10 protein-coding genes are annotated in these 26,114 nt (G+C 62.9%); all 10 read left to right on the top strand.

Going from position 1 to position 26,114, the window contains the following annotated elements:
* The 10 genes from GOEFS_RS05745 to GOEFS_RS05700 are packed head-to-tail and all read left to right on the top strand — an operon-like array spanning position 1 to position 26,070.
* Positions 1 to 3,489: a non-ribosomal peptide synthetase gene (locus GOEFS_RS05745; RefSeq protein WP_007316950.1), complete on the top strand. Its 3,489-nt coding sequence runs from the start codon at positions 1 to 3 to the stop codon at positions 3,487 to 3,489.
* Positions 3,486 to 4,811 carry a beta-ketoacyl [acyl carrier protein] synthase domain-containing protein gene (locus GOEFS_RS05740; RefSeq protein ID WP_007316949.1) on the top strand — a complete coding sequence of 442 codons (1,326 nt, stop codon included), beginning with the start codon at positions 3,486 to 3,488 and terminating at the stop codon, positions 4,809 to 4,811. The genes GOEFS_RS05745 and GOEFS_RS05740 overlap by 4 nt, the downstream gene beginning before the upstream one ends.
* Positions 4,804 to 6,180, top strand: a complete 1,377-nt coding sequence (locus GOEFS_RS05735; protein WP_007316948.1) for an acyltransferase domain-containing protein — start codon at positions 4,804 to 4,806, stop codon at positions 6,178 to 6,180. The genes GOEFS_RS05740 and GOEFS_RS05735 overlap by 8 nt, the downstream gene beginning before the upstream one ends.
* Before the next feature lie 8 nt (positions 6,181 to 6,188).
* Positions 6,189 to 7,502 carry a SidA/IucD/PvdA family monooxygenase gene (locus GOEFS_RS05730; protein WP_007316947.1) on the top strand — a complete coding sequence of 438 codons (1,314 nt, stop codon included), beginning with the start codon at positions 6,189 to 6,191 and terminating at the stop codon, positions 7,500 to 7,502.
* 5 nt (positions 7,503 to 7,507) lie between these two features.
* Complete coding sequence (locus GOEFS_RS05725; RefSeq protein ID WP_007316946.1) at positions 7,508 to 8,455, top strand: methionyl-tRNA formyltransferase; 948 nt, start codon at positions 7,508 to 7,510, stop codon at positions 8,453 to 8,455.
* On the top strand, positions 8,452 to 12,882 hold the full coding sequence (locus tag GOEFS_RS05720; RefSeq protein ID WP_007316945.1) for a non-ribosomal peptide synthetase: 4,431 nt from the start codon (positions 8,452 to 8,454) through the stop codon (positions 12,880 to 12,882). Before GOEFS_RS05725 ends, GOEFS_RS05720 begins: the two co-directional genes overlap by 4 nt.
* On the top strand, positions 12,866 to 14,554 hold the full coding sequence (locus GOEFS_RS05715; RefSeq protein ID WP_007316944.1) for a condensation domain-containing protein: 1,689 nt from the start codon (positions 12,866 to 12,868) through the stop codon (positions 14,552 to 14,554). The genes GOEFS_RS05720 and GOEFS_RS05715 overlap by 17 nt, the downstream gene beginning before the upstream one ends.
* Positions 14,555 to 20,674 (top strand): non-ribosomal peptide synthetase, encoded by a 6,120-nt coding sequence (locus GOEFS_RS05710; protein ID WP_007316943.1) that lies wholly within the window; start codon positions 14,555 to 14,557, stop codon positions 20,672 to 20,674.
* A complete protein-coding gene (locus GOEFS_RS05705; protein ID WP_007316942.1) occupies positions 20,671 to 25,287 on the top strand; it encodes a non-ribosomal peptide synthetase in 4,617 nt (1,538 codons plus the stop codon). The genes GOEFS_RS05710 and GOEFS_RS05705 overlap by 4 nt, the downstream gene beginning before the upstream one ends.
* Positions 25,288 to 25,314: 27 nt before the next feature.
* Entirely contained in the window at positions 25,315 to 26,070 is a 756-nt protein-coding gene (locus GOEFS_RS05700) for a thioesterase II family protein (protein WP_007316941.1), read from the top strand.
* The last annotated feature ends 44 nt before the right edge of the window (positions 26,071 to 26,114 follow it).

Here is a 26,114-nt window from a genome sequence, read left to right as displayed (position 1 = left end):
GTGACAAAGGACGAACTTCGGGCAGTCGTCGCGCAGACGCTGGATTTGCCGATCGACGACATCGATGACGATCAAGACCTGTTGGAACTGGGGCTGGATTCGCTCAAGCTCATGGCGCTGACCTCACGCTGGCGAGCCAGCGGCGCGCGCGTCCACTATTCGGCACTTGTGCTCGAGCCCACTATCGAAGCCTGGTCGGGAGTATTCGCCAAGGCTGGCGGGCTCGCCAAGAAGCGTAAAGCGGTGGTGGCGACGCCGGTCGAATCCGCACCGAGTCAGCCCGAACAACAATCCGACGATTTCCCACTGGCGGGTATGCAGCACGCGTACTGGATCGGTCGAGGCGACGAACAGACTCTCGGCGGTGTGGCCGCTCACCTCTACGCCGAATTCGATGGTGGCGGACCGGATGTCGACCCAATAGATCCTGAACGGTTAGCCACCGCGGTACGCGAACTCGTCGCCCGGCACCCGATGCTGCGCGCGGCCATCACCGATGATGGCACGCAACGTATCCTGCCGGCACCGACGATCCCGGTGTTGTCGACCGAGGATTTGCGGGACAAAAGTTCGACGGTGATCGCTGCACGACTGGACCAAATCCGTGATGCGAAGAGCCACCAGCGAATGGATGTCGCCGCCGGGCAGGTCATCGACATCACGCTGACTCTCCTGCCCGACAACCGGCATCGTCTGCAACTCGACGTCGACATGCTCGCCGCCGACGCGCAGAGCTATCGGCGCCTGCTCGACGATCTCGCCGCTTTGTACGACGGCATCGAGCTGCCGCCGATCGGCTACACCTTTCGCGAGTATCTCCAAGCGCGCGAAGGGGATTCCGCCTCGACCTCAGAGGACATCGACGCCGACCGGCAGTGGTGGGCGCAGCGGTACGAGCAGTTGCCCGAGCCAGCGTCGTTGCCATTCGTCCCCGAAGCCGAACGCGCCGACCCGTCGCGCAGCTTCCGATTGGCACGGCATTTCGACGCCGAGGCAATGTCGGCGTTGGAGTCGGCGGCCCGCTCGCGTGGTGTGACCATCGCGGTTGCCTTGGCGACGGTCTTCTCGGAAGTGATCGCACGCTGGTCGTCGGAGCAACGGTTCCTGCTCAACGTACCGCTATTCAACCGAGAAGCGTTGCACCCCGACGTCGATCTGGTCGTGGGTGACTTCACCAACTCTGTGCTGGTGGATGTCGACACCTCGGCAACAACGTCGCTAGTTGAAACCGCCCGCCAGGTGCAGCGTGAGCTCCACACGGCCGCTTCACATTCGGCCTATCGCGGCCTCGACGTGCTGCGTGACCTCGGTAGTCTGCGCGGCGGCCCGGTGACCGCGTCGGTGGTCTTTACCTCCGGCCTGGGGTTGGGTGAAGTCTTCTCCCCGCGAGTGACCGAGCGGTTCGGAGAGCCGGTGTGGATCATCTCGCAGGGTCCGCAGGTCGACATCGACGCGCAGGTCGTGGAGATGGGCGGCGGACTGCTGACCAACTGGGATATCCGGCGGGACGCATTGCCCGATGGCGTCGCCGAAGAGATGTTCGCCGAGTTCTGTCGAATCCTCGACACCCTCATCGCCGCTCCGCGGACCTGGGACGACGCCGGGCCGTCGGAACTATCCGAACCGGCGCGGTCAGTACGGGACCGCGTCAATTCGGTTGTCACACAGGCATTTCCGTCGCGGACCCTGCATCAGGGATTCTTCGGAAACGCGCTGTCGGAGCCCGATCGTATCGCCGTGGTGGCCAGTGACGGCGAGATCACCTACGGTGACCTAGCGACGCGTGCTCTCTCTGTTGGACAAACACTCGCCGACGCGGGTGTACGCGCTGGTGACACCGTCGCCATCGTTCTGCCTAAGGGAGCCGATCAGGTCGCCGCGGTTCTGGGGGTACTCGCGGCCGGGGCACAGTATGTCCCGATCGGTGTGGACCAACCAGCCGCGCGAGCAGAACGCGTGCTCGAGCGAAGTGGGGCCCGGGTCGCGTTGGTGGCGACCGCCGCCGACGAGCTGGCCGGCGTCACATCAATCGCCCTGGCCGATGCGGCGCAGGGAGCCGCGCTTTCCGTGCCGGCAGTCGTCTCCCCGGAGTCGCCGGCGTATGTGCTATTTACTTCCGGTTCTACCGGCGAACCCAAGGGCGTGCAGGTCAGTCATCGCGCTGCCGCCAACACGATCGACGCCATTGGCACCGAGTTCGGTCTCACCGCGGACGACCGGACGCTAGCGCTGTCGGCCCTAGACTTCGACCTTTCGGTGTTCGATCTGTTCAGTCCCCTGAGTTCGGGTGGCGCGATCGTGTGCATCGACGAGGCCGACCGCCGGGACGCGCAGGTGTGGAGTGATGCCATCGAGCGGTCGCGAGTAAGCGTTCTCAATGCGGCACCCGGCCTGATCGGCATGATCGTCGACACTGCCCGCCCAGAGCAGTTGCGCACCCTGCGGACCGTGATCACCGGCGGTGACCGGGTACCCGCGGCATCGGCGCGTGCACTCCGAAAAGCCGTGCCCGGCTTGCGATTCGCCGGATTGGGCGGCGCCACCGAGGCGGCTATCCATTCGACGATCTGCGAAGTGCGAGATGATTTTCCGGCCGACGCGACGTCGGTGCCCTATGGAGTCCCGCTGCGCGGAGTGGCGTGCCGCGTCGTCAATGGGTCGGGTCACGACTGCCCGGATTGGGTTGTCGGAGAACTGTGGATCGGTGGGGCAAGTGTCGCGGACGGATATCGCGGTGACGCGGAGCGTACAGCGGCGCGGTTTGTCACCCATGCCGGGCTTCGGTGGTACCGGACCGGAGACCTCGCGCGCTACCGCCCCGATGGCTCGCTAGACTTCCAGGGGCGCGCCGATCACCAAGTGAAGGTTCGCGGACATCGCGTCGAACTGGGCGAAGTCGAGGCGGCGTTGATGTCGGTCGACGGCGTGCGTGACGCGGTCGTGGTAAAGAATGCCGGCGATGGTCTGACAGCAGTCATTGTCGCCGAAACGGCCGCGACGCCCAATGCGGACGATCTGTTCATTCAGGCGGGAATTCTGTTGCCGCACTATATGATTCCTGACCAAATCAACATTCTGGATACCGTTCCACTGACCGCCAACGGAAAATTCGACCGAGCTGCGGCGGCGCGAATTGCCGCGGCACGGGGCGGTCCGGCGCCGGATGAGTATGTGGCGCCGCGCAATGCGATCGAAGCGGCAGTCGCTTATGTGATGGCCCAGGTCTTGCAGGTGGACCGGCTCGGTGTTGAGTCGGACTTCTTTGCCCAGGGCGGCAACTCCATTCTGGCGACCACGTTGACCGCGCGACTGCGTGGATTGTTGTCGCTCAGCGGTTTTCGTGCAGCGGAGGTGTTCTCTGCGCGCACGGCGCGGGACATCTCTATCAGGCTCGTTGAGGCTGAAGGCAGTGATCAGCGGCTATCGCGGGTTGCTGAAATCCTCCTCGAACTCGCCGACATCTCCATCGAAGAGGAAGTGCACCAATGAGTTCCACCGAAACTGACCATGATCCGATTGTCATCGTCGGAATGGCAGTCGAAGCGCCGGGGCGGATAGACACCCTCGCGGCGTACTGGTCGGCACTGTCGGAAGGGGCCGACCTCATTGGCCCATTCCCGCGGGACCGCGGCTGGGACATCGACGAATTGTTTGCATTGGCCGACGTTGATGGATGGTCGAAGGTCACCGATGCGGGCGGCTTTCTGGAGTCGGCGAGCGAGTTCGATCCACTCTTCTTTGGAATCTCACCACGCGAGGCTGTCGCGATGGATCCGCAACAGCGGGTAATCCTGCGGACGGCTTGGCGGGCATTGGAGAACACCGGCATCAATCCGGAGTCGTTGTCCGGCACTGATACGGCGGTCTTCGTTGGTGGTTCAATCACCGAGTATGGCCCACGTGCAGCCGAGATCAATGAGTATTCGGGATACCGCGCGAGTGGTACGGCACTGGGGGCATTGGCTGGTCGCATCTCGCACTGTCTTGAGTTGACCGGCCCGTCGATGACCGTCGACACCGCGTGCGCGTCGTCGTTGACCGCCCTCGATCTCGCGGTCAAATCGATCCGGGCCGGAGAGGCGGAAACCGCGATCGTGGGCGGTGTCTGCGTAATGGGTTCGCCCGCAGCGTTTTACGAGTTCTCGAAGAATAATGCGCTGGCGTCGGGCGGACAATGCCGCCCCTACTCGGCACAGGCCGACGGCACACTGTGGGGCGAAGGCGCGGGAGTTGTTGTAGTGCAGCGTCGGTCCGCCGCACTGCGCGATCGTCATCGAATCTATGGTGAGGTACTGGCTACCGGCGTCAACCACAACGGTGGCGGCTTGGGGATCGCGGTGCCCAGCGCCACCGCCCAGGAGCGATTGATGGACAGGGTGGTTAACCTAGCCGGAGTCGACCCCCGCAAGATTGACTTGATTGAGGGACACGGTACCGGCACCGCGGTTGGTGACCCGCTGGAACTTGAAGCGCTGCAACAGATCTACGGCGAACGCGGCGACGAGGCTCGACCAGCCTACGTCGGGTCGGTCAAATCGAATCTCGGCCACGCGCAGGCGGCGTCGGGGATGCTCGGACTCGTCAAGGTGCTGTTGTGTGGTCTCCACGGTCAGATCGCGCCGACTCGACACGTGCAGACTCCCACTGAATCCATCGACTGGTCATCGACCGGGCTACGACTGGCCGATTCGCTCACCGAGTGGGCGGTCGAGGACCAGTCGCGCTATGCGGCGGTGTCGTCGTTCGGCATAGCGGGCACCAACGCACACGCGATCATCGCGATGAATACGGCGGACAGTGCGAATGTCTGACATGACGATGCCCAATGGTCTTGTGCCGCTGTTAGTCTCATCTGAGCGGCAGGATGGTGTGGCGCTCGAGGCCGCGGCTTTGGCGGACTACCTCGACATACATTCCGAGGTGAGGGCGGCAGACCTCGCGGCGGCGTTGATGCGCGCACGTCCGGTCCGCCGACATCGAGCGCTGATCATCGCGGGCGATCGTGACCACACACTCGGCGCCCTACAGGCACTAGCGACGTCGCGACCTCACCCCGACGTTGTGGTCGCTTCAAAGCCGGCGATCAACCGTCAGATAGGTTTCGTGTTTCCCGGTCAGGGCAGCCAACGCGCCGGGATGGGTGCTGCACTGTACGAGGCGTCGACGGTGTTCCGTGCGCGGGTCGACGATGTTGACCGCGACTTCCAGGCCACGGTGGGACTGTCGCCGCTGCGCTACCTGCTCGATGACAACGCGGCCGACGAGGTCACGTTGGTGCAGCCTGCCATCTTTCTCCTGACCCTCGGACTGTACGAGATGTGGCGGGAAGCTGGCGTCGTGCCGGCCGCGACGATCGGGCACAGTCAAGGCGAGATCGCCGCGGCCGCGGTGTCCGGATTGATGAGCGTCGCCGACGCGATCCGAGTAGTCACTATGCGTGCCAAAGAGATTCGCAAACTTGACGTTGCCGGTCTCATGAACCACACGATGGGTGTGATCGGGCAGACCCGCGACCAAGTGGAGGATCTTCTCGCCCGATGTTCGGGCTGGGCCGAACTCGCGGTGGTCAATTCCGGCCATATTCATGCGATATCGGGTGAAAAGGATGCTGTCGTCGAGATTCTGGCGCGAGCCGAAGCGGCGGGCGCCTTCGCTCGTCGGATCAAAGTCGACTATCCGGGGCACACGAGTTACGTGAACGACTTCCGTGAGGAATTCGGTGGGGCCAACGCCGGTCTGACCGCCACTGAGTTCCTTCCTGGGACATTGCCGTGTTTCGGTGCGACACTTGGCAATCGGATCACCCCCGCCGAGCCGTTGAACGACTATTGGTTCTGGAATCTGCGCAATACGGTCCGCTTTGACTTGGCGATCATCAATGCGGTACGAGCCGGCGTCGACACCTTCGTCGAGATGTCTGAGCACCCCACCATGTTGCTGTCGATTCAGGAAAATGTCTATGCCGCCGAGGTAACCGCGCCGGAGCGGACGGTGACCGTCGGCACCGCGAAACGCGGTACCGACCCACTTACCGAGTTCAGTGCGAATCTCGCCCGGGTAATCGTCGACGATGCCGGATATACCTGGCCGCAGACGGGCGACGGATTGCCGCTACCCGATTTCCCCCACACCCGATTCGATACGTCCACCTACTGGGCCCCCGACATGGTGAGGAAGTGAGCGCACTCATGGAACGACTAGTGGTGATCGGTGCCGGCCCCAAGGCAATGGCAGTCGCGGCGAAGGCTCATGTACTTCGTCGACTCGGTCTGCCCGCTCCGCGTGTCAGCGTCATCGAACCGCTTGCGGTAGGCGGCAATTGGATGGAATCGGGCGGTTGGACCGATGGGCGGCACCGCCTCGGTACCAACCCCGAAAAGGATGTGGGCTTTCCGTATCACTCCACCTGGGCGCGCGGTCACAATCATGAGATCAACGAGGCGATGCTCGCGTTCAGTTGGACTACCTTTCTGGTCGAACGCGGAACCTACGCCGAGTGGGTCGATCGTGGCCGGCCTAGCCCGGAACACAACCTGTGGGCGAAGTACCTGCAATGGGTGGCGAAAAAGGCTGACCTGGATCTGATCCGCGGTCGCGCTACTGCGATCGGTTGCACATCGACCGACGATCGCGGCGGCTTTCGCTGGTCGGTCACCGTCGTCGGGGCCGATGGCAATGTGTCGACCGTCGAGGCAGAACGGCTGATGCTCACCGGGCCCGGACAGTCCACCCGTGCACTCGCCGAGCATCCCCGGGTGTTGAGCGTCGCCGAATTCTGGCGCCGTGCCGGTCGTCGGGAACTGCCGGTATCCTCGCGGGCCGCGGTGATCGGTGGCGGCGAAACCGCCGGGTCCGCACTCGACGAACTGGTTCGGCATGACGTGCTTACCGTGTCGGTCATCTCGCCGGGCGCCACGATATACACGCGTGGCGAGAGCTTCTTCGAGAATTCGCTCTATAGCGACCCGATCAAGTGGCGCGCCCTGAGTCTGGCCGAACGGCGAGATGTGGTGCGGCGCACCGATCGCGGGGTGTTCTCGGTTCGCGTACAAGAATCGTTACTCAATGACGATCGGGTGCATCACTTGCAAGGCAGGGTAATACGTGTGCTGCCCGAAGGGGATGGTGTAGCGCTGACCCTGCGTAACGAATTCCGCCCCGACCAGGTGCACGGCTACGACTTGGTGGTCGATGCCACCGGTGGCCAGCCGCTGTGGTTCTTCGATCTATTCGACGCTGAGGCAACCGATTTCATCGAACTAGCTGTCGGCGGTCCGATCACCCAGGACCGCATCGAGACATCAATCGGACACGACCTCGCGATCGACGGGCTAGCGGCGAGACTTCATTTGCCCAGTCTTGCCGGTCTCGCTCAAGGGCCCGGTTTTCCGAATCTGAGCTGCCTCGGCGAACTATCCGATCGAGTCCTGTCGAATGCCGCCGCACTAAGTGCCACGCGTGCTGGTGCCGACATACGTCCAACTCCCAACCAGAAGGTTTAGATCATATGCGCATCGTGTCATTCGGCTTCCAAACGTGGGGCCAACGCACCCTCGCCGCACTAATCGCGTCCAGCCACGACGTAGTGCTCGCCGTGACCCACCCGGCGAGCGACGATGCGTACAAGGGAAGCTGGGCTGATTCGGTCGAGGATCTCGCGCGCGCCAACGACATTCCGGTCCATCTGACCGAGCGCGCCGACGCCGAGACGATCGATATCGTCAAGCGCGCCGAGCCGGACCTTATCGTGGTCAATAGCTGGTACACCTGGATGCCCAAGGAACTCTACGACCTTCCACCACACGGCACCCTGAACCTGCACGACTCGTTGCTGCCGAAATTCACCGGCTTCTCGCCGGTGCTGTGGGCACTCATCAGCGGCGCGGAGGAATTTGGGCTCACCGTGCACCGGATGGATGAACAACTCGACACCGGAGACATCCTGGTACAGAAGCGACTACCCATACCGCCCGGAATCACTGGAACCGAATTGGTTTACGCCGGAATGGATCTCATCCCTGGGGCGGTGGAAGAGGCGCTGGCGGCGGTTGAGTCGGGTGAACCACAGTGGCGACCGCAAGATAAGGCCGCACGAACCTACTTCCATAAGCGTTCGGAACGAGACAGTCTTGTCGACTGGACCGATACCGCAGAGGACCTTGAGCGATTCGTGCGTGCCCTGTCCGAGCCGTACCCGCGCGCGTACTCCTTCTATCGCGGCGAGAAGATCGAAATCCTCGCGGCGGCAATTTCCACGGCACGTTACGGCGGAACCGCGGGTCGCGTCATCGTCCAAGAAGGTGGCGGTGCGGTCGTTTGCGGACCGGATCCCAAGCGTGGCAACAACTATGCGCTCGTCGTCAACCGCATCCGTACCGCTGACGGCACAGAACACGAGGGCGCCGACTTCTTCCGGCGCGGCGGGTATCTGTGTGATACCCCCCAACTTTCATGACGGCGTCGGTGGCCGGTAGGAAAGCGCCGGAGGTCCAATCACCCGATGTAGCACCGCGATATCCGCTGACCGCGGCGCAACGCCGGGCATGGTTCCGGTATCTGTGCGAGCCTGGGTCGGCGGTGCACAACTTCCGCGCGGTCTACGAATTGGCAGGTCCGGTCGATGCCGACCGGCTACGCCGCGCGTTCGACGCGTTGGCGATTCGCCACGACGTGCTGCGCAGTACATTTGCCGAGGCCGCCGACGGCGAACCCTCGCGGGTTATCAGCGGGGTCGCACCGCGGTGGGACACCGTTGATCTGGCCGACCTCTCGCCCGGAGCGGCCCGCCGTCGGGCGGAGGTACTGCTGCGGCGTGACGCCATGCGGCCGTTCGACCTGCGGATTGAAGCACCGTTGCGAATCACCCTGATTCATCGCAACGGGGATGACGCGATTATTGCTCTTTCGGCGCACGCAATCGCGTTTGACGACGAGTCGTTGTCGGTGGTTGCCAGTGACATCAGTGCGCTCTATACCGACCACTCGGCGAAGCTCCCCGCGATCTCGCCGCAGTCCACCCCTGACTCGAGTGCGTCGACCGATGTCACGTTCTGGCGCAGGCAATTTCAGCCACTGCCCGAACCCGTTGACCTGTCCGGCGGTATACGGTCCACGCCATCGCGCGAGGCGGTCCGCATTCGAGTGGATGCTGGCGCCGAGATCGAAACGGCCAATCAGTTCGCTGCCTCGGGTGGCTTTCCACTTCAAGCTGTGTTGCTGTCCGTATATGCGGTGCTCATTCAGCGGTATACCGGCGCGGCAGATTTCGCGATCGCGGTGGGAACCTCGACACGCGACGCCGGTAGCGCGAATTCCATTGGTTGCTATGCCAATACGATGCTACTGCGCGCAGGTGTCGATCCCGGTGAGTCGTTCGCCGAGCTTGTGACGCGAGTCGATGCGGCGCTGTCCGACGCCGATACCCACCGCGCGGTGGGTATCGACGATGTTGTCCGCGCGCTGAATCCTACTCGTAGCCGATATCGCGATGGCATGGAACAGGTTGTGCGCCTGGGCTTCTCCATGGTCGATCGATCTGGTGTCCTTGCCCTCGACGGTAACCGGGCTTCACTGCGACATGCCGGCCCCACCCTTGTCGGTGTACCGATACAGTTGAGCGTCGATGTCGGCGTCGACGGCGCGGCCTTGGTGCTCGACGCGCAGACGGGCCATCTCGACGACGCGATGGTCGAGCAGGTGCTTCGCCATTTTCGGCGGCTAGTGGAGTCGGCGTCACGCGAACCATCGTGCGCGGTCGCCGAACTCGATATGTTGGGCGACGCGGAGCGAGCCAACATCATTGCGCGATCCACCGGCGTACAAGCTCGCCCCGCAGCCGGCACCTTGGTAGATCTGGTCTCCGCGCGAGCTGAATCTGATTCGTTGGCGATCGTCTCCGACGTTGCCGTCAACGAATGTGGGCTCACCTACCGTGACCTCGATGCTCAGTCAAATCAATTGGCGCGCAACTTAATCGCTCGCGGAATTGGAACCGAAGACTTAGTCGGGCTCCGGCTGTCCGGGTCGGCTGAATTCGTAGTTGCCATGCTCGCGGTGCTCAAATCTGGTGCCGCTTACCTGCCGATCGATCCGGCATATCCAGAAGGACGTATCGAACATCTGATCGCGGATGCGAAGCCGCGGATTGTCATCGACGCGGCGGCGCTGGCCGACGCCCAAGCGCAGGCCCGCACCGAATCGGTGGATCGGGTCACCGACGCCGAACGAGTGCGACCGCTCATGGCGGACAATCTGGCCTACGTCATGTACACCTCGGGTTCGACGGGCACACCCAAAGGCGTGCCGGTTTCGCACGCCGCGATCTGCGACCACATCACGGGATTCGGCGCTCAGTGGGATCTGACAGCCGCCGCACGGGTACTGCAGATATCGTCGGTCAGCTTCGACGCATCGATGCTTGACCTATTCGTCACTCTGAATCATGGTGCGACACTAGTGGTTCCCGATGCGGAGCGGATCCGCGACATGTCCTATCTGGCAGAAGTCATTACGCGTCATCGCATATCCGTACTTCATGTGGTTCCGTCGCTGCTACGCGCACTGTTGGCGCTTCCCGAATCGCGTGAGTGGCGTGATTTGACCCATGTTCCGGTAGGCGGTGAAGCCCTGCCCGGCGATGTCGCCGATCGGTTCGCGGCAGTCTACGAGGCTGATCTGCGCAACTATTACGGACCAACCGAAGCGGTGGTGTCGGCGACCCACTACTCGATCCGCGATATTCAGGGAAGCCAGATCGTGCCGATCGGGCAGCCCAATCGCAACGTCACCGCCTATATCCTCGATGAGCGTCTGCAACTCGTCGCCGACAACGTGGTCGGCGAGATCTATCTCGGCGGGCCACAATTGGCCCGCGGATACCTTTCTCGGCCGACGATGACCGCCGAACATTTCGTAGCCGACCCGTTCTGCTCCGGGCGGCGGTTATACCGGACCGGTGATCTCGCGAGACGAAGTCACCGGGGTGACATAGAGTTCGTGGGCCGTGCGGACCAGCAGGTAAAGATCCGCGGTCATCGAGTGGAACTCGGTGAAATCGCAGCGACGCTGAACAGTCACCCAACGGTGCGTGACGCTGTCGTGGTCGTCGACGACGACCACGACCCCCTGGGCGGGCTCACCGCCTACCTCACTGCGGCTGATACCGAAATCGACCTCGCAGAGCTGCGCGCCTACGCGGCGAAGACTTTGCCGGACTACATGATTCCAGGGCGTTACGCAGTACTCGCCGACATACCGCGATCGGTCGCGGGCAAACTCGACAAGGCGACTCTGCCGCCAGCCCAGCGGGTAGGAACCAGAGACCGCAGGCGTCCAAAGTCGCGTGCAGAACGCCGTATCGCTGAAATCTTCGCTGAATTGCTCGGAGCCGAAGAGGTATCCGCCGACGATTCGTTCTTCGAACTCGGCGGGCATTCGCTGATCGCGAGTCGTTTGGTCAATACGCTGCGAACGGAGTTTGGGGTAGCGACTGCGATCCGCGACCTTTTTGAACATCCCACCGTCGCGGGCCTCGCGGCCCTGGTTGAGGCCGCCCCGAAGACTTTGCCAACGCGCCGTGCACCTGCGATCCGCAGTTACGCACGTACCGGTCAGGTGCCGCCGTCTCCCGCGCAACACATTGCGTCCGCCCACGGCGGTGATGCTCAGGTACGGGCGACAGTCACCTTCGATGCTGAGCCCGATTCGGCACTGGTGGCGAATGCGCTCTCTGAGGTCGTTGCGCGGCATGAGATTTTGGGCATGGCGCCCATCGATTTCTCGGTTGAGCGAGTGGAAGCCGACGACCTCGCCACGGTCCTCGTCGAGGATGAGCGGCGGGGATTCGATCTGGGAAGTGAAAAGCTCTGGCGGGCCAGGCTATTCACCGATGGAACTACCGGGGTGTTTACCCTGGCAATGCATCGCTCGATCACCGATAGCTGGTCGTTGCAGGTCATCGTGGACGAACTGGCGCACGCATATGGGCGTCACGAGGACGCCGCGCCACGGCCCGGACGAGCCGCCGCTGAGTTCGACTACACCGATCACGTCTACTGGCAGGCTGAGTGCGTAGAAATCTTCGCCGCGGAAGTGGACCGACTCGATGCCATGTTGGCGAGTATCCCGGAGCCAACCCTGCTGCTATCGGATACCGAAATCGCTGGAGGACAGGATATTTCGCCGGATCCGGCGAATTTCGAGATCGACGCCGGTCTGCGACGCAGACTGCGCGGGCTCGCTACCGCCGACGGCGCGTCCGAGTTCATGTTCTACCAGGCGATGGTTGCCGTCGCGCTCAACGCGCTCGGTGCTGGTACGACTATCGCGCTCGCCGGATCGGTTTCCGGTCGAGCCGATGCGGCGATGGCGACTATGGTCGGACCGCTCTCCGGCGTGCTCGTGTTGCGCCATGACCTTTCGGGCTCGCCGACCTTGCGCATGGTGCTCGAACAGTCCCGAGATGCGGCTCTCGGCGCGTATGGCGTCGGCGACCTTCCGGCGGAGGTCCTCGCGGCACAGGCTATTGCGCAGCAGCGGTCGCGGCCGAATGTCTGGGCGACTGTTGAAGTGCGAGAAGAGAACTGGCCGTCGCAGGTTCAGTTCGGTCCGGGGTTGCTCGGCGAGGTGCGGACTTCGCGCATCGGCCCGGGCGATGGCTTGCGATTTGAGTTCATCGATGCGCCCCACGGCGGCTTCCAGGTTCGGGTAACCGCCGGCGACAGCGGCTACCGACACGGAGAACTTGACGTCTTCGCCCGGACCGTGAAGCGCGCACTGGAGACCTTCGCCGACCACCCGAACCACGGGCTCGCCGAACTAGCCGAAGCGGCCCGAGACTTTGTCGATTTTTCAGTAGAGGGACACAATGACGAAAACGCCTGAGCAGCAACACGCTCCCGCTCAACCGACAGAGCGGCCACTTCCGCTGTCGCTGCCGCAAATGGCCGCGCTGATGGCCCATCGTCGCGGCAACGCGATCAATCTGTTTGTCGCGCTTGACCTGGACGGTGCTCTGGATGTGGCATCGTTGGAGGCAGCCACGATCCAATTGGTCTCTCGTCACGAGGTATTGCGCGGGGTATATCCGGACGATCGCCGGCGGCCGTATCAACGGATAGTCGCGGCACCCGACAGGGTCCTGGAGATCATCGAAGACGACCGAGACGAATCGGCGTTGCTGGGCGCGTTGATCGACGATGCGACATATGGTTTTGATCTGGGATCTGAGCTCCCGATTCGAATCCGGTTACACCGCCTTTCCGGTCGCGACGTGCTGTCTGTCGCCGTACATCCGGTGGCCGCTGACGATGCCGCACTTGACCTGATCGTCGCTGAACTCTTCGCCGACGACGTTGTCGGCGTGCCCAGCCAGTACCGCGATTATGCCGCGGCACAACTAAAGAAGGTCGCCGCGACATCGGCGTCGGATCCTGATCGGTCCTATTGGACCGATCATCTGCGTGAGCCGGCAGGTCACGTCCCGATTGTCGAGGTTCCCGCCGGTTCAGGTCCGGCACGCCGGACCGTGACGATCCCGATAGCGACCATCGCGGCGCTCTCTCCGGAACAGGAGAACACCGAAGACGCTGCCGCCGCGGTGGCGGTCGCACTTGCGGCCGTTGCTTTGCGCGACGCGGGCCTAGGGGACGACGTGGTGATCGGGTTGGTCGATGACGCGCGTGTGGACCAAGCCACGGCCGGCCTCGTCGGCACGGTTGCCAACCGGTTGCCGCTGCGCAGCCGCGTCACCGTACAGTCGCCGCGCGCATTGATCGCCGATGCCGCGCAACTGATCTCGGCGGCGCGCGGTCATTCCGAGGTCCGGATTGAGCAAACGAGACAAGCAATGGCGTCCGAGCGCCTCTATCAGGCGCAACTCTCCGTGCGCCAGACTCCTCGGACCACCGTTGGCGGTGCCGGGATCACCGCTCGTGAATCGGTCCGCCAGCGCGCGCAGGACGAGGGCGTGGATATCGCGATCGACGTCGAACTTGACTATTCCGGTGCCACGATTGTCGTGTCATTCCCGCCGCGTCTGGCCGGACGTCCCGAAATTGACGCGTTTGCCGCGGGAATCGGCCAACGGGCGAGTGCATGGGCCGGCGACCTCGACGGGAATATCGCCGCCGGCGGCGTCGGGGTGACGCTATTCTCCGGTGATTCCGGTGGACTCACCCAACTGTCGGGTCTGGGGGGTCCGCCCGTTTCAGAGTCGGAACGCGTTGTCGTACAGTCTATCCGGGATGTTCTGGAGCTTGACGACGACGACGAGATTGGCCGCGAGGACACCTTCTTCTCACTTGGCGGCGACAGCATCGCGGCCCTGAAGATGGTCACTGATCTCACCGCTCGTGGCTATGTCATCGATGTTCAGACCGTGTTTATCTCCCCGGCCGTGCATGAATTGGCGACCGCGCTGGACTCGGGTTCGGGCAGTGCTGAGCATGCCGACGGTGCCAGTGACTCACCGGTGCAGAGCGCACCGATGAGCGCGTCGGGGTTGGACGCGTCGACACTCGCCGCACTGGGAGCGAAATTCGGTGGGGGACAGTAGATGCGAACACTCGACGACCTCCAGCGCGCGATGGCGGCGCGGCTTGCCGCCGAGGGATTAGCCACCGCACCCGCGGTTTCGCGTCGCCGCGATCGACACCGCGCACCGCTGTCCTTCGGTCAGCGTTATGTGTGGGCACACCAGCAGATCAATCCTGGAAGTACCGCCTACAACCTTTGTCTCGCACTGACTTTCCGCGGATCGGTCGACGACGACGCACTGCGCCGTTCCTTCGAAGCGTTGGTCGCCCGGCACGAAGTTCTGCGCACCACGTATCACACCGATGAGGGTGGAGCGCCGTTTCAGCAGATCCACGATGACTTGCCGCCCAGAGTCGGCACCGTAGATCTGACCGGATCGACTGCGGCTGAGGCGACCGCGCAGATCGACCAGTTGGTAGCCGATGCCGCGCATGAGGAATTCGACCTCACCGCGGAATCGTCGATGAGACTGCAGTTCGTCCGGGTATCCGACGACACTCTGGTCGTCATCCTGGTGATCCAGCATATCGCCTGGGACGGAATGACTTTGCCCGCTCTGTCGCGGGACGTGGAACGAGCATACGCGCAAGCGATCTCTGGCGAGGTGAGGGTCGAACCGCTGGAACTGCAGGTCGCCGATTTCGCCGAGGCCGAGCAAGATGCGTTCGAGGCAGCCGACCATTCTGGTGAAATCGACTTCTGGGCCTCTCGATTCATCGGCGAATCAGGTGCGGCTGAACTGGCCGACCTTCCACTGCCCTACGACCGCCGTCCGGTTGTCGAGACCGAGCGGGGCGAACGGCTCGATCGGCTGCTCGGACCGGCTGCCGACAAGAACCTTCGTGACTTGGCAAATCGTCTGCAGGCAACGCCATTTCAGGTCTTTCTAGCTGCGTACTATCTCGCCCTGCGTGAGATCACAGGTCAGTCCGACATCGTCGTCGGCACCACCGTCGCCAACCGCGAAGAAGCCGGGACCGATCTCTTGATCGGGAACTTGAGTAATATGCTCCCGCTCCGGTTCACCGGTGCGGGGGCGTCGACTTTCGCCGAGCTGACCGCGCACACCGCCGCCGTTACCACCGAAGCGTTCGCACACAAGATGTTTCCGCAGGAGGCGATTGTGCGCGCGGTGAACCGGGTGACCGGAAACGTGGGCTCTGGGCTCTTCGACACGATGGTGCTGTTCTTGCAGCAGACGATCGATGGACCGCAGCTGCCAGGTGTGCAGACAAGCTGGGAGCTAGCACATCATGGCGCTTCGCTGCTTCCGATCGCGGTCGAAGTGTTTCTGCTCGATGACCGAGTCGACGTCCAAATAACCTATCGCACAGACCTTTTCAACGAGTCAACAATCACTCGGTTGCACGACTATATCGATCAGATGCTTTCGGCCGCCGCGCCGGAGAAACTTGTTACCGATCTGTTGGTCCTCAGTGAGCATGATCGTGAGCGACTGAACGAGTCCGCACATGGTCCGCTCGTACCCATCGAACCGGAAACCCTCGATGCGATGATCAGAGCGTCGGCGAGCAGGTATCCCGACCGAGTGGCCGTTGTCTTCGGCCGTACCGAACTCACCTATGCGGAATTTGATGCCCGGGTGAATTCCGTTGCACGACTGCTGATCAATCGCGGTGTGGTGCCAGGCGACAAGGTCGGGCTCTTCGCCGAGCGTAGCGAATGGCTGCCGATCGTATTCAGCGCGATTCTGCGCGTAGGCGCGGTGTACGTGCCGATCGACCCAAGTTATCCCGCTGATCGTGTCGAGTACATGGTCAACGATGCCGAGTTGCGCCTGATCGTGTGCGCCTCGGCGACAGTACTGTCTGTCGCCGGTCAGTGGGACATCATCGATGTCTGGAACGGCGCAGCAGCGACCGAACTCGCCTCGCTGTCCTCGAGTCCGTTGGCCGACAACGAGATATCTCGCCCGGTGCATCCACTCGACACCGCATACCTGCTCTACACGTCTGGCACCACCGGACGGCCCAAAGGTGTGATGGTCGGACATCGCGCCGCGGCGAACCACGTGCAGTGGATGGCCGAACACTTCGCCTTCGGGATGGAACGCATCCTGCAGAAGGCGCCGGTCGGCTTCGACGTGTCGGTCTTCGAATTGATTAACGCGTTGTGCACCGGCTCGGCAACCGTTCTGCCGCCGGCCGATTGGTGGCAGGCCGACGTCGAATCGCTGACGGGCATCATCGCCGAACACCAAGTTACCCAAATCTCGTTGGTGCCCAGCGTGGTTCGGGCACTGCTCGATTCCGGTCCCGACCCCGCACTGCTGGCGTCGATGCGTTATGTCTATCTCGGCGGGGAGGCAGTGCCGCCCGAACTCGTCAGCGAGGCGAGCGACGTATTCGGCGGGACGGTGCTGGGACTGTACGGCCCGACCGAGGCCGCGATGGACATCATGCACGAGGATTTCACCGACTCGATCCGTACGCGCGAGCGTTATGGCGAGTGCGTGGAACCGGCGTTAATCGGTGTGCCCGAATCGAATTCATCGGTATACGTGCTCGACGATCACCTGCGGCCAGTGCCCCCCGGCGTTGTCGGCGAGTTGTACCTAGCCGGCGTTCAGTTGGCGCACGGATACCATCGGCGACCGGATTTGAGTGCGACCGCGTTCGTGGCGTGCCCGTTCGCCGACCAGGGCGGTGCTCGAATGTACCGCACCGGCGATATCGCTCGGTGGAATGGCCAGGGGTCGATGGAATACCTTGGTCGTGCCGATGATCAGGTGAAAGTTCGCGGCCACCGGATTGAACTCGGTGAGATCAGTTCAGTGCTGCGTCAGGCACCGGGAATCGCAGCGGCCGCGGTGGCCGTCCATGCCGAGGCGTTAGTCGGTTACTACGTACCGGCCGCGGGTGCCGACGACGTGGATGACGCGGCGATCCGTGACCATCTCTCCGCTCGGTTGCCCGACTATATGGTGCCGACCGCATTGTTGGCGTTGGACGCACTTCCGTTGACCGCCAACGGAAAACTGGATCGCAAAGCCCTGCCGGTGCCAGAACTCGGTGCAGAGTCGGGCAACGGTCGTGAACTCCGCGGCGATGCCGAACGCGCGGTCGCGGCAGCGATCGGGAAAGTACTCGGACTGGCAGATCCCGCGGCATTACGCGCCGGAGACGACTTTCTCGCACTGGGCGGCGACTCGATCAGCGCAATCCGGATTGCCGCGGAACTGAAAAAGGTCGGTTGGCAGATCACCACCAGTGCGCTTTTCGCGGCACGGTCGGTAGCCGGAATCGCCGCTGCCACCGGAATCGTCACGGTCGACCAAGCTCCCGCGCTGGTGGATGTGGATGGACCGAGCGGATGGGTGCCACTCAACCCCATCGCCACGATGTGGACTGAGCAGAATGTGGACCGCACCGGTTTCGCGTTGGCTACGGCTGTCGTCACTCCGCCCGATGCTGACGGACCGCGTGTGCGGGCTGCCGTTGAGTCCGTCATCGCCCGTCACCCGATGTTGCGCGCGTCGCTGGTCGAGGACAGCGCCGGGCGACTCGCCTTCCATATTCCGGCTGATACATCCTCGGACACAATAGAATTCATCGATGTCACGGTGGAGTCGGACGAGTGGAACGCCACCGCGGGCGAGGTGCTTAACGACCAACTCAAGGTGCAGGCCGCGCGCCTGGACCCCGACGTGGGACGCACCGTCGCCGCGATCTGGGTGCACACCGATGACGCACGTGTAGGGCGTCTGCTTTTGGTGATTCACCACCTCGTCGTCGACGGTGTCTCCTGGCGCATCATCACCGAAAACTTGCGCGAGGCGTGGGAGTCTCCGCTCGCCCAGCAGATCGACGAAACCTCGATGCGTTCCTGGAGTACCAACGTTGCTCGTCTGGCGAGCGATCCGGCGATTACCCAGTCACTGGCCGACTGGGACCGAATCGCCGCTACTCCCGACCCCGTTCTAGGTACCCGGGCCTTCGATCCGCTGACGGATACGGTGGACACGGTCGCAGAGGTGACCGCCGAGATCGCGGCCGGTGACACCGAGTATCTGATGACCGCGGTTGCCACTGCTTTCGGAGCGGGTTTCCTCGATGTGCAACTGGCCGCGTTGACCGTCGCGGTCAACCGCTTCCGTGCTGGCAAGGGACAGGCGACCGGACGGGTTGCCGTGACCATGGAGCGGCACGGCAGAGCCGAATCCCTCTTCGCGGGTGCGCAATTGGCCAATACGGTCGGCTGGTTCACGACGGCGTACCCTGCTGCGCTCGGTGCCGACGGCGCGGGGGTGGTCGATGTCGAGTCTTCGCTCGCATTGGTCAAGGAGCAGTCGATTGCGGTCCGCGATTCCGGTATCGCCTGGGGCCTGCTGCGTTGGCTCAACCCGGAGACCCGACGAACGCTCGAATCGCATACCGCCCCGCAAATTAGTTTCAACTACATGGGCCGCTTCGCCAAAGCCGGTGCGGGAGAACCCGATCCGTGGGATGCCGCCCCCGAATTCGGTTATCTGGGCGGCCATGCCAATCCGACGGCACCGGCGCCCGCGCTACTCGACGTCAACACGGTCACTATCGTTGACGGCGCCGCCGCCCAATTGCGGGCATCGTTTCGATTCCCGGTCGGTGCGATTGCCGAGGCTGAAGTCAGAACACTCGTCGAGTATTGGCGAGATGCGTTGGCGGACTTGGTAAAAGCGGTGCGCGCCGATGACCGTCGCAGGCTGACTCCGTCGGATGTCCTCGCCGCAGGAGTGGACCTGGATGACCTGAGTCGCTGGCGACAGGCAACTGGCGAATTCACCGACGTCTATCCGCTCGCGCCGATGCAGGCCGGCCTGTTCTACACCGCGCTGTCCGCTGGGGCCGGCGATGTATACAACACTCAGACGCTGATCAAGATTTCCGGCCAACTCGATATCGAGCGGCTGGGAGCCGCGTTCGCCACCGTCGTGAACCGGTACCCAAATCTGCGAGTCCGCGTCGCGGTGTCGAAAACCGGTGTGCCGCACGCGCTTGTCTCCGATCACGTCGACGTTCCGCTGAGGCTTATCGATATTTCCGATACAGCGGACGTGGACGCGCGACTCGAACAGTTCAACGCAGACGACAACGCTGAACGATTCGATCTGGCTAGTGGGCCGTTGACGCGCGTTAGTGTGTTGAAGCTGCCGGAACCGAGCCATCATCTGGTGGTGTTGACCATGCACCACATCCTGCTCGACGGGTGGTCCGGTCAGCTACTCATGCGAGAGGTCTTCGCCGAGTACGCATCGGCTGGCGCACCCCCGATCGCCGACCCGGCCACGTACGGCAAATTCCTCGCACTCACGCAAGAGCGTGCCGAAGAGACCGAAAAGGCTTGGGCGGAAACGATGAACGGTGTGGGTGCCTGCCTGGTCGCACCCGACCGAGGTACGGGCGACGGATCGGCGCCCTTGGCCCGCACGTTCACCCTCGACGACGAACTCGTCGCTATTCTTACCGATATCGCGGGAGCGGCAGGAGCGACATTTAGCACCATCTGCCAGGTTGCTTGGGCGAACACCCTCCGGTTGATCACCGGCGAACCTTCGACCGTGTTCGGCGAAGCGGTATCGGGGCGGCCAGCCGATCTTGACGGCGTGGATACCGCGATCGGCTGTTTCACCAATATAGTGCCAGCGGTCATCACTATTGACGATCACGCGAGCTGGCGATCGCTCCTCGGCGAAAGTCATACTCGCCGAACCGAACTCATGGAGTACCCGCAGTACCCGCTCACATCGGCGATGCGAACGGCAAGTGCCAACGGCACCATCCGGAAACTATTCGACACGATGTTCGTCTATGAGTCCTATCCTCCCGGGCGCGACGAGATCGCCGCACTACTCGCCGACGCGGGATTGCGGCTGGAGACTTTCGAAGGCGGTGGCGCGACGGATAATTCGCTGCTGCTGATGATCTTCCCGGCGAACTCCTTGCTGCCCAGTGACAGTGTCGAGGCGATCATCCTCGCCGCGGCGGACGCTTTCGAGCCAGACGAGGCCGACATCGTCGAGGCCGCGTTCCTGAACACACTGCGGCAGATCGCGGCACATCCGGACCAGATCGTCACCGACAGTGCGGTTCTCGACGATGACGCGGAAGGGACCCTAGTAATGCGGAGGATGTGGCAGTGAGTCAGATCGAAGATGTGCTGGCGCTTAGTCCGTTGCAGGAAGGGCTATTTTCGCTGGCGCAGTTGGCAACCGAACGTGCCGGCGGTGAAGTACCCCAGGGGGATGTCTACACCATCCCGCTGGTGGTGGACATTGATGGTCCAGTAGACCCAGAGGTGTTGCGGCGCAGCCTGACAGCACTACTTGTTCGACACCCCAACCTCCGCGCGGTGTTCTGGGATACCGATGTTCCCAAGCCGGTTCAGATCGTGCCGAGTGACATCACCCTGCCGTGGGCCGAACGAGCGGTCGACGCGCGTGGAGTTGACGACGCTACCGCCGCCGAAGTGGCCAAGGGCTTCGATCTGCGTAGGGGGCCGGCGCTGCGGGCAACACTTCTCACAGTTGGTGAGAATCGTCGGCGGTTGATCGTCACGGTGCACCACATCCTGATGGACGGCTGGTCGCTGGGCGTATTCTTCGCAGAACTCCAGGCGCTGTACCTCGCAGGCGGCGTCGCGACGGCGCTCCCGCCGGTGCGGCCCTACCGCGACTACATCGCTTGGTTAGCCGACCGCGACGTTGCGGCGGTGGGGCAGCAGTGGTCGGATTATCTGTCGGGTATCTCGGCCCCGCTGATGGTCGCAGAAGCAGCTTCGGGGTCGAGCATCGGAGCGACTGCCGGAGCTCGTCCGGTGTCCACTCACTACCGACTGTCTACCAATGACACCGCGCGCCTGCGAGATTGGGCCCGTGCTCAGTCGATCACACTCAACACGGCTGCTCAGTTCGCTTGGACGCTGGTACTTTCGCGGCTCGTCGATCGTTCTGACGTCGTCTACGGAACGATTGTCACCGGTCGGCCGGAGCGCTTGCCCGATGCCGACCGGATGATCGGGTTATTCCTCAATACCATTCCGGTCGCGTTCACGATTGACGGACAGGCCACGGTCGTCACGGAATGTCAACGGTTGCAACGTGAATCGACCGCGATGCGCGATATCGGCTATCTGAGTTTGTCGGCGGTACAACGCGCAGCCGGTCAGGGTGCTCTGTTCGACGCGATGTTTGTGTTCCAGAACGCGCCGATGGAAGCGGCAATGGGAGCAACAGACTTCGGTGACGGTGTCACCTTTACTCCGGTGATGGGGGAAAACCTCACTCACTATCCGCTGACGGTGGTATCTCATCTGCTCGGCGACGAGTTACTGATCGCGGTCGAGGCTGTCGCGTCGGCACTGCCATTCACTCCCGACGACCTGGCGGCGAGCCTTCTCCACGTCTTGCGCGTTCTGCCGGATAGCGCGGCGTCGGAGGTCGGGGACATCGATGTCGTGTCGGTGGAGACAAGAGCCCAATTAGCTTGTGCCGCGACTACTCCTGCGCTGACGGCTACCGAGCCGGAGACGACCATCTTCAGTGCGTTTGAGCGTCAGGTCCATGCGACACCGCACGCGCTGGCGATCGCCGACGACAACACGGAGCTGACCTACGAGGAGTTTTACGCGCGCGTCGTGCGCCTGGCGGGCGAACTTAACACCGTCGGTGAGGAAGATGTCGTCGCGATCTGTCTGCCGCGCGGCATCGACTCGCTCGTCGCCATCTTCGCGGTGCTCGCCGCCGGTGCGGCGTATGTGCCCGTTGATATTTCGCTGCCCGCCAGCCGTATCGAGTCGATCTTCGCTCAGGCCGCACCGGTAGCGAGCATCGTTAGCGGCGAGGGCGTCGCGGGGTTACCGCGGGGCGAGCTTGTTATCGACCTTGATGACCCAAAGACTGTTGACCGGATCGCAGCGCGACCGGTTGAGTCGCCGCGGGCACGGCGCGATCCGGCGCAGGCGGCGTACATCATCTTCACGTCCGGCTCGACCGGTGAGCCGAAGGGCGTCGTCAATACCAACGGTGCGGTCGTCAGCTATTTCGCCGATCATCGCGAACGGGTGTACCGACCGGGACGAGCGCGGCTGGGCCGCCCCCTGCGGATCGCGCATGCGTGGTCGCTGAGCTTCGACGCCTCCTGGCAGCCGATGATCGGATTACTCGACGGCCATGCGCTGCAACTGTTTTCCGAGGAGACGATGCGTGACACGCATCGCCTGGTCGACGGTATCGCCAAGTTCGGTGTGGACATGATCGACACCACCCCGTCGATGTTCCGGCAGTTGGAGTTCGCGGGTGTGGTGGACCGCGGTTTGACGATCCTGGCGCTCGGCGGCGAGGCGATCGATGCCGCGCTGTGGGCTCGACTGAGAGCATTGCCGGGCGTTTCAGTACATAACTGTTACGGACCGACCGAGGCGACTGTGGAAGCGCTTGTCGCTAATCTTACTGTGTCGCAGGAGTTTTCAGATATTTCGCTGGCGAATATCGGTGCGCCCACTGCCGGTATGTCGGGTTATATCCTCGATTCTCGGCTTCGGCAGGTGCCCGCTGGCGTAGTGGGTGAACTCTATTTGGCCGGCCCGCAGGTCGCGCGAGGGTATGTCGGCCGGCCGGGGACAACGGCGGACCGTTTTGTGGCCGACCCATTTGTCGGCGAAACCTCCGACGGGACAGGGGCGTTGAGCCGGCGGATGTATCGCACCGGAGACCTGGTCCGCCGCTTGCGGGGCGGCGGTATCGCCTATCTCGGCCGATCCGACGACCAAGTGAAGATCCGCGGCTATCGGATCGAGATCGGTGAAGTCGAGACGGCGCTGCGTGAATTGCCGGACGTCACCGCCGCCGCGGTAGCCGTGGTCCGTCGAGGCGGGGGAGCGGGACTGGTCGGGTTTACAGTTGGCGCAGAACTCAGTCCTACACTTTTGCGTGCTCAGCTCGGGCAGCGGCTACCGGGATATATGATCCCGGCCCGACTGCTGGTGCTCGCTGAATTGCCGGTGAACTCGAACGGCAAAACCGATGTGCGCGAACTGAATCGGCTCGCTTCGGAAGCGATGTCCACAGTCGGCTCAAACGCCGGTGCGGTAGCCGCGACCGATACCGAGCGAGCTTTGGTGGACTTGATATCGGAGGTATTCGACGGAGAAGCACCGGGCGTCGAGGATGACTTCTTCGAGCTGGGCCTCGATAGTATTGTCGCGATTTCGCTGGCGACGAGAGCTCGGAAGCGTGGCTTGGCTGTGACGGTGCGCCTGATCGCCTCATACCCGACGATCCGCGACCTCGCCGCCGCGGTCGATCTCGGACTCGGTGAACTGGCCGACGAGGATCACGACGGGTACGGCGATGTTATGCCGCTGCCGTACGCATCCTGGATGTTCGAGCAGGACAACTATCGTCGATTTACTCAGACGGTGTTGTTGAGGGTTGCCGATGGGGCGACCCGTGCGGATGTCGAATCCATGCTGCAGGCGGTGCTGGACGGTCATGACACGCTGCGGTCGATCCTGGTTACTAACGAGAACGGCGAAACTCGGCAGCGCACGCGCGAACCCGGAACGGTGTTCGCGGCGTCGGTGCTCGCCGAAGAGGAGTTCGAGCCGGCGGGGCCGTCGAATGCGGACCGAATCGCGAAGGTGATTGACCGCGCAAATGAACAGATGAATCCCTGGGCCGGAGAGTTGGTGCGCGCCAACTTATTACGTGGCGGACCAAGCATGGATCTCCTTGTCCTCACGATCCATCACCTCGCCATCGATGTCGTTTCGTGGGGCGTCTTGATGATCGATCTGTCGCAGGCGTGGGAGCAGATCGTCGCTGGCGAGCAGCCGGAGCCGCCGACCGAGATCACGTCCTATCGTCGTTGGTGTGAGCTGATGACCGAGCGCGCGGACACACCGGAAGTCGTTGCACAGAAGGAGTATTGGCTCTCTCAGGTTGCAACACCGGACCCGGCGCTGGGTGCGGTGGTTCGGGGTGGCGTCACCTGGTCGAGTCTGCGACTCGCCGAGGTCACGATTAATCCTAGTGACAGCGCGGCGTTGCTGGCCGGAGTAACTCGTGCCGACGGTGTGCGCGAGCTGCTATTGGCAGCTCTCACAATGGCTTTGGCGTCATGGCGAATAGCGCATGACACTGACCACCGGCAAGGTTCGCTCATCGCGCTGGTGGGTCATGGTCGTGCCGATAATGCGCTGGGAACCGACACGACAGGTACGGCGGGATGGTTCACCAACGTGTATCCAGCGCGGCTGGGTGCCGGCGAGTTCGCCGTCGACCTCGAGGAAGCCGAGCGGTCCCCGAAGCGGATAGCAGAACTCGTTGATTCGGTAGTCAGCCACCTGGCGTCGGTCCCCGAGCAGGGCCTCGATTACGGTCTGCTGCGCGATATTTCGCGTGATCAGCAGATTGTCGCGGCGGCCGAGCCGCAGGTGGAGTTCAATTACCTCGGAAGGTTCGATCACAGTGGCGGTCCCGAACGTCCTTGGACGATGGTGACTGATGTGGAACTCAACCGCGTGATTCCCCTTGCGCCGGAGCCGGATATGACGCTGCGATTCCCGCTGAGCCTCATCGCGGCTGTGCAAGCGGCAGATGACGGGCAGCCGGAGCTGGCCACAACGGTGCGCTGGAGCGACGCGGTATTCACGCTGGCTCAGATCGATGAACTAGTCGACCTCTGGCAGCGCAGTGTGAGTCTGCTCGCGACCACACGCGCAGCGATCGAAAGGGAAAAAGTATGTCAGCCATAGTCATATCGCGAAGCGGAGTTATTCGACATGGATAAACCAGGATGGATCCGGAAGTTCCACAAGCCGGACGTCGATGCACGTATTCCGTTACTTATTTTCCCGCATGCGGGAGCTGGGGCGTCGGCTTATCGATCGCTGTCGAAGGCGCTCAGCGCGCATTTCGACGTCATCATCTTCCAGTATCCGGGTCGGCAGGACCGGCTGGCCGAGCCCCCGCTCGAAGATTTGGCCGACATCGCCGCGGGGGCGTTCGCGGAGTTTCGCGCGTCGTCGTATAACCGCGGCGTGCCGATCATGACTTTCGGCCACAGCATGGGTGCGGTGACGTCCTTCGAGTTCGTTCGGCTCGCCGAAGCCGCCGGTATTCCGGTCCGGCAGGTAACGCTGTCGGCGGCGGTCGCGCCGTGCCGTCACGAGTTTCGACCACCGTCGCCGACCGATGATGAGGAATTGCTCGACCACATGGCCGCCTTGCAAGGCACCGGCAATGACGTGCTCGCCAGCCGTGAGTTGATGCGGATGGCCTTGCCGGTACTCAAGGCGGACCACGCCGCTGCTGATGCCTACCGGTGCCCACTGGACGTGAAGATCGCGACGCGTATTCATGCGCTAGGCGGCGACAGCGATCCGATCGTCGCCCTTGCCGATCTGAACGGCTGGCGCCAGCACAGCGACGACGTCGAGGTGACCGTCTTCGACGGCGGGCATTTCTATCTCAACGAGCACCTCGAGGACATCGTTGAACTACTCGCCGAAGACGCGCGCGAACAAGCCCCTACATAAGCCGGGCGCCGAGAAGACCATCTGTTCTGCTTGAGGAGATCGAC

The sequence above is a fragment of the Gordonia effusa NBRC 100432 genome, assembly GCF_000241305.1.
Taxonomy (GTDB): Bacteria; Actinomycetota; Actinomycetes; order Mycobacteriales; family Mycobacteriaceae; genus Gordonia; species Gordonia effusa.
The sequence above is the reverse complement of the archived record's forward strand: the minus strand, read 5'-3'. Positions and strand labels throughout refer to the sequence as shown.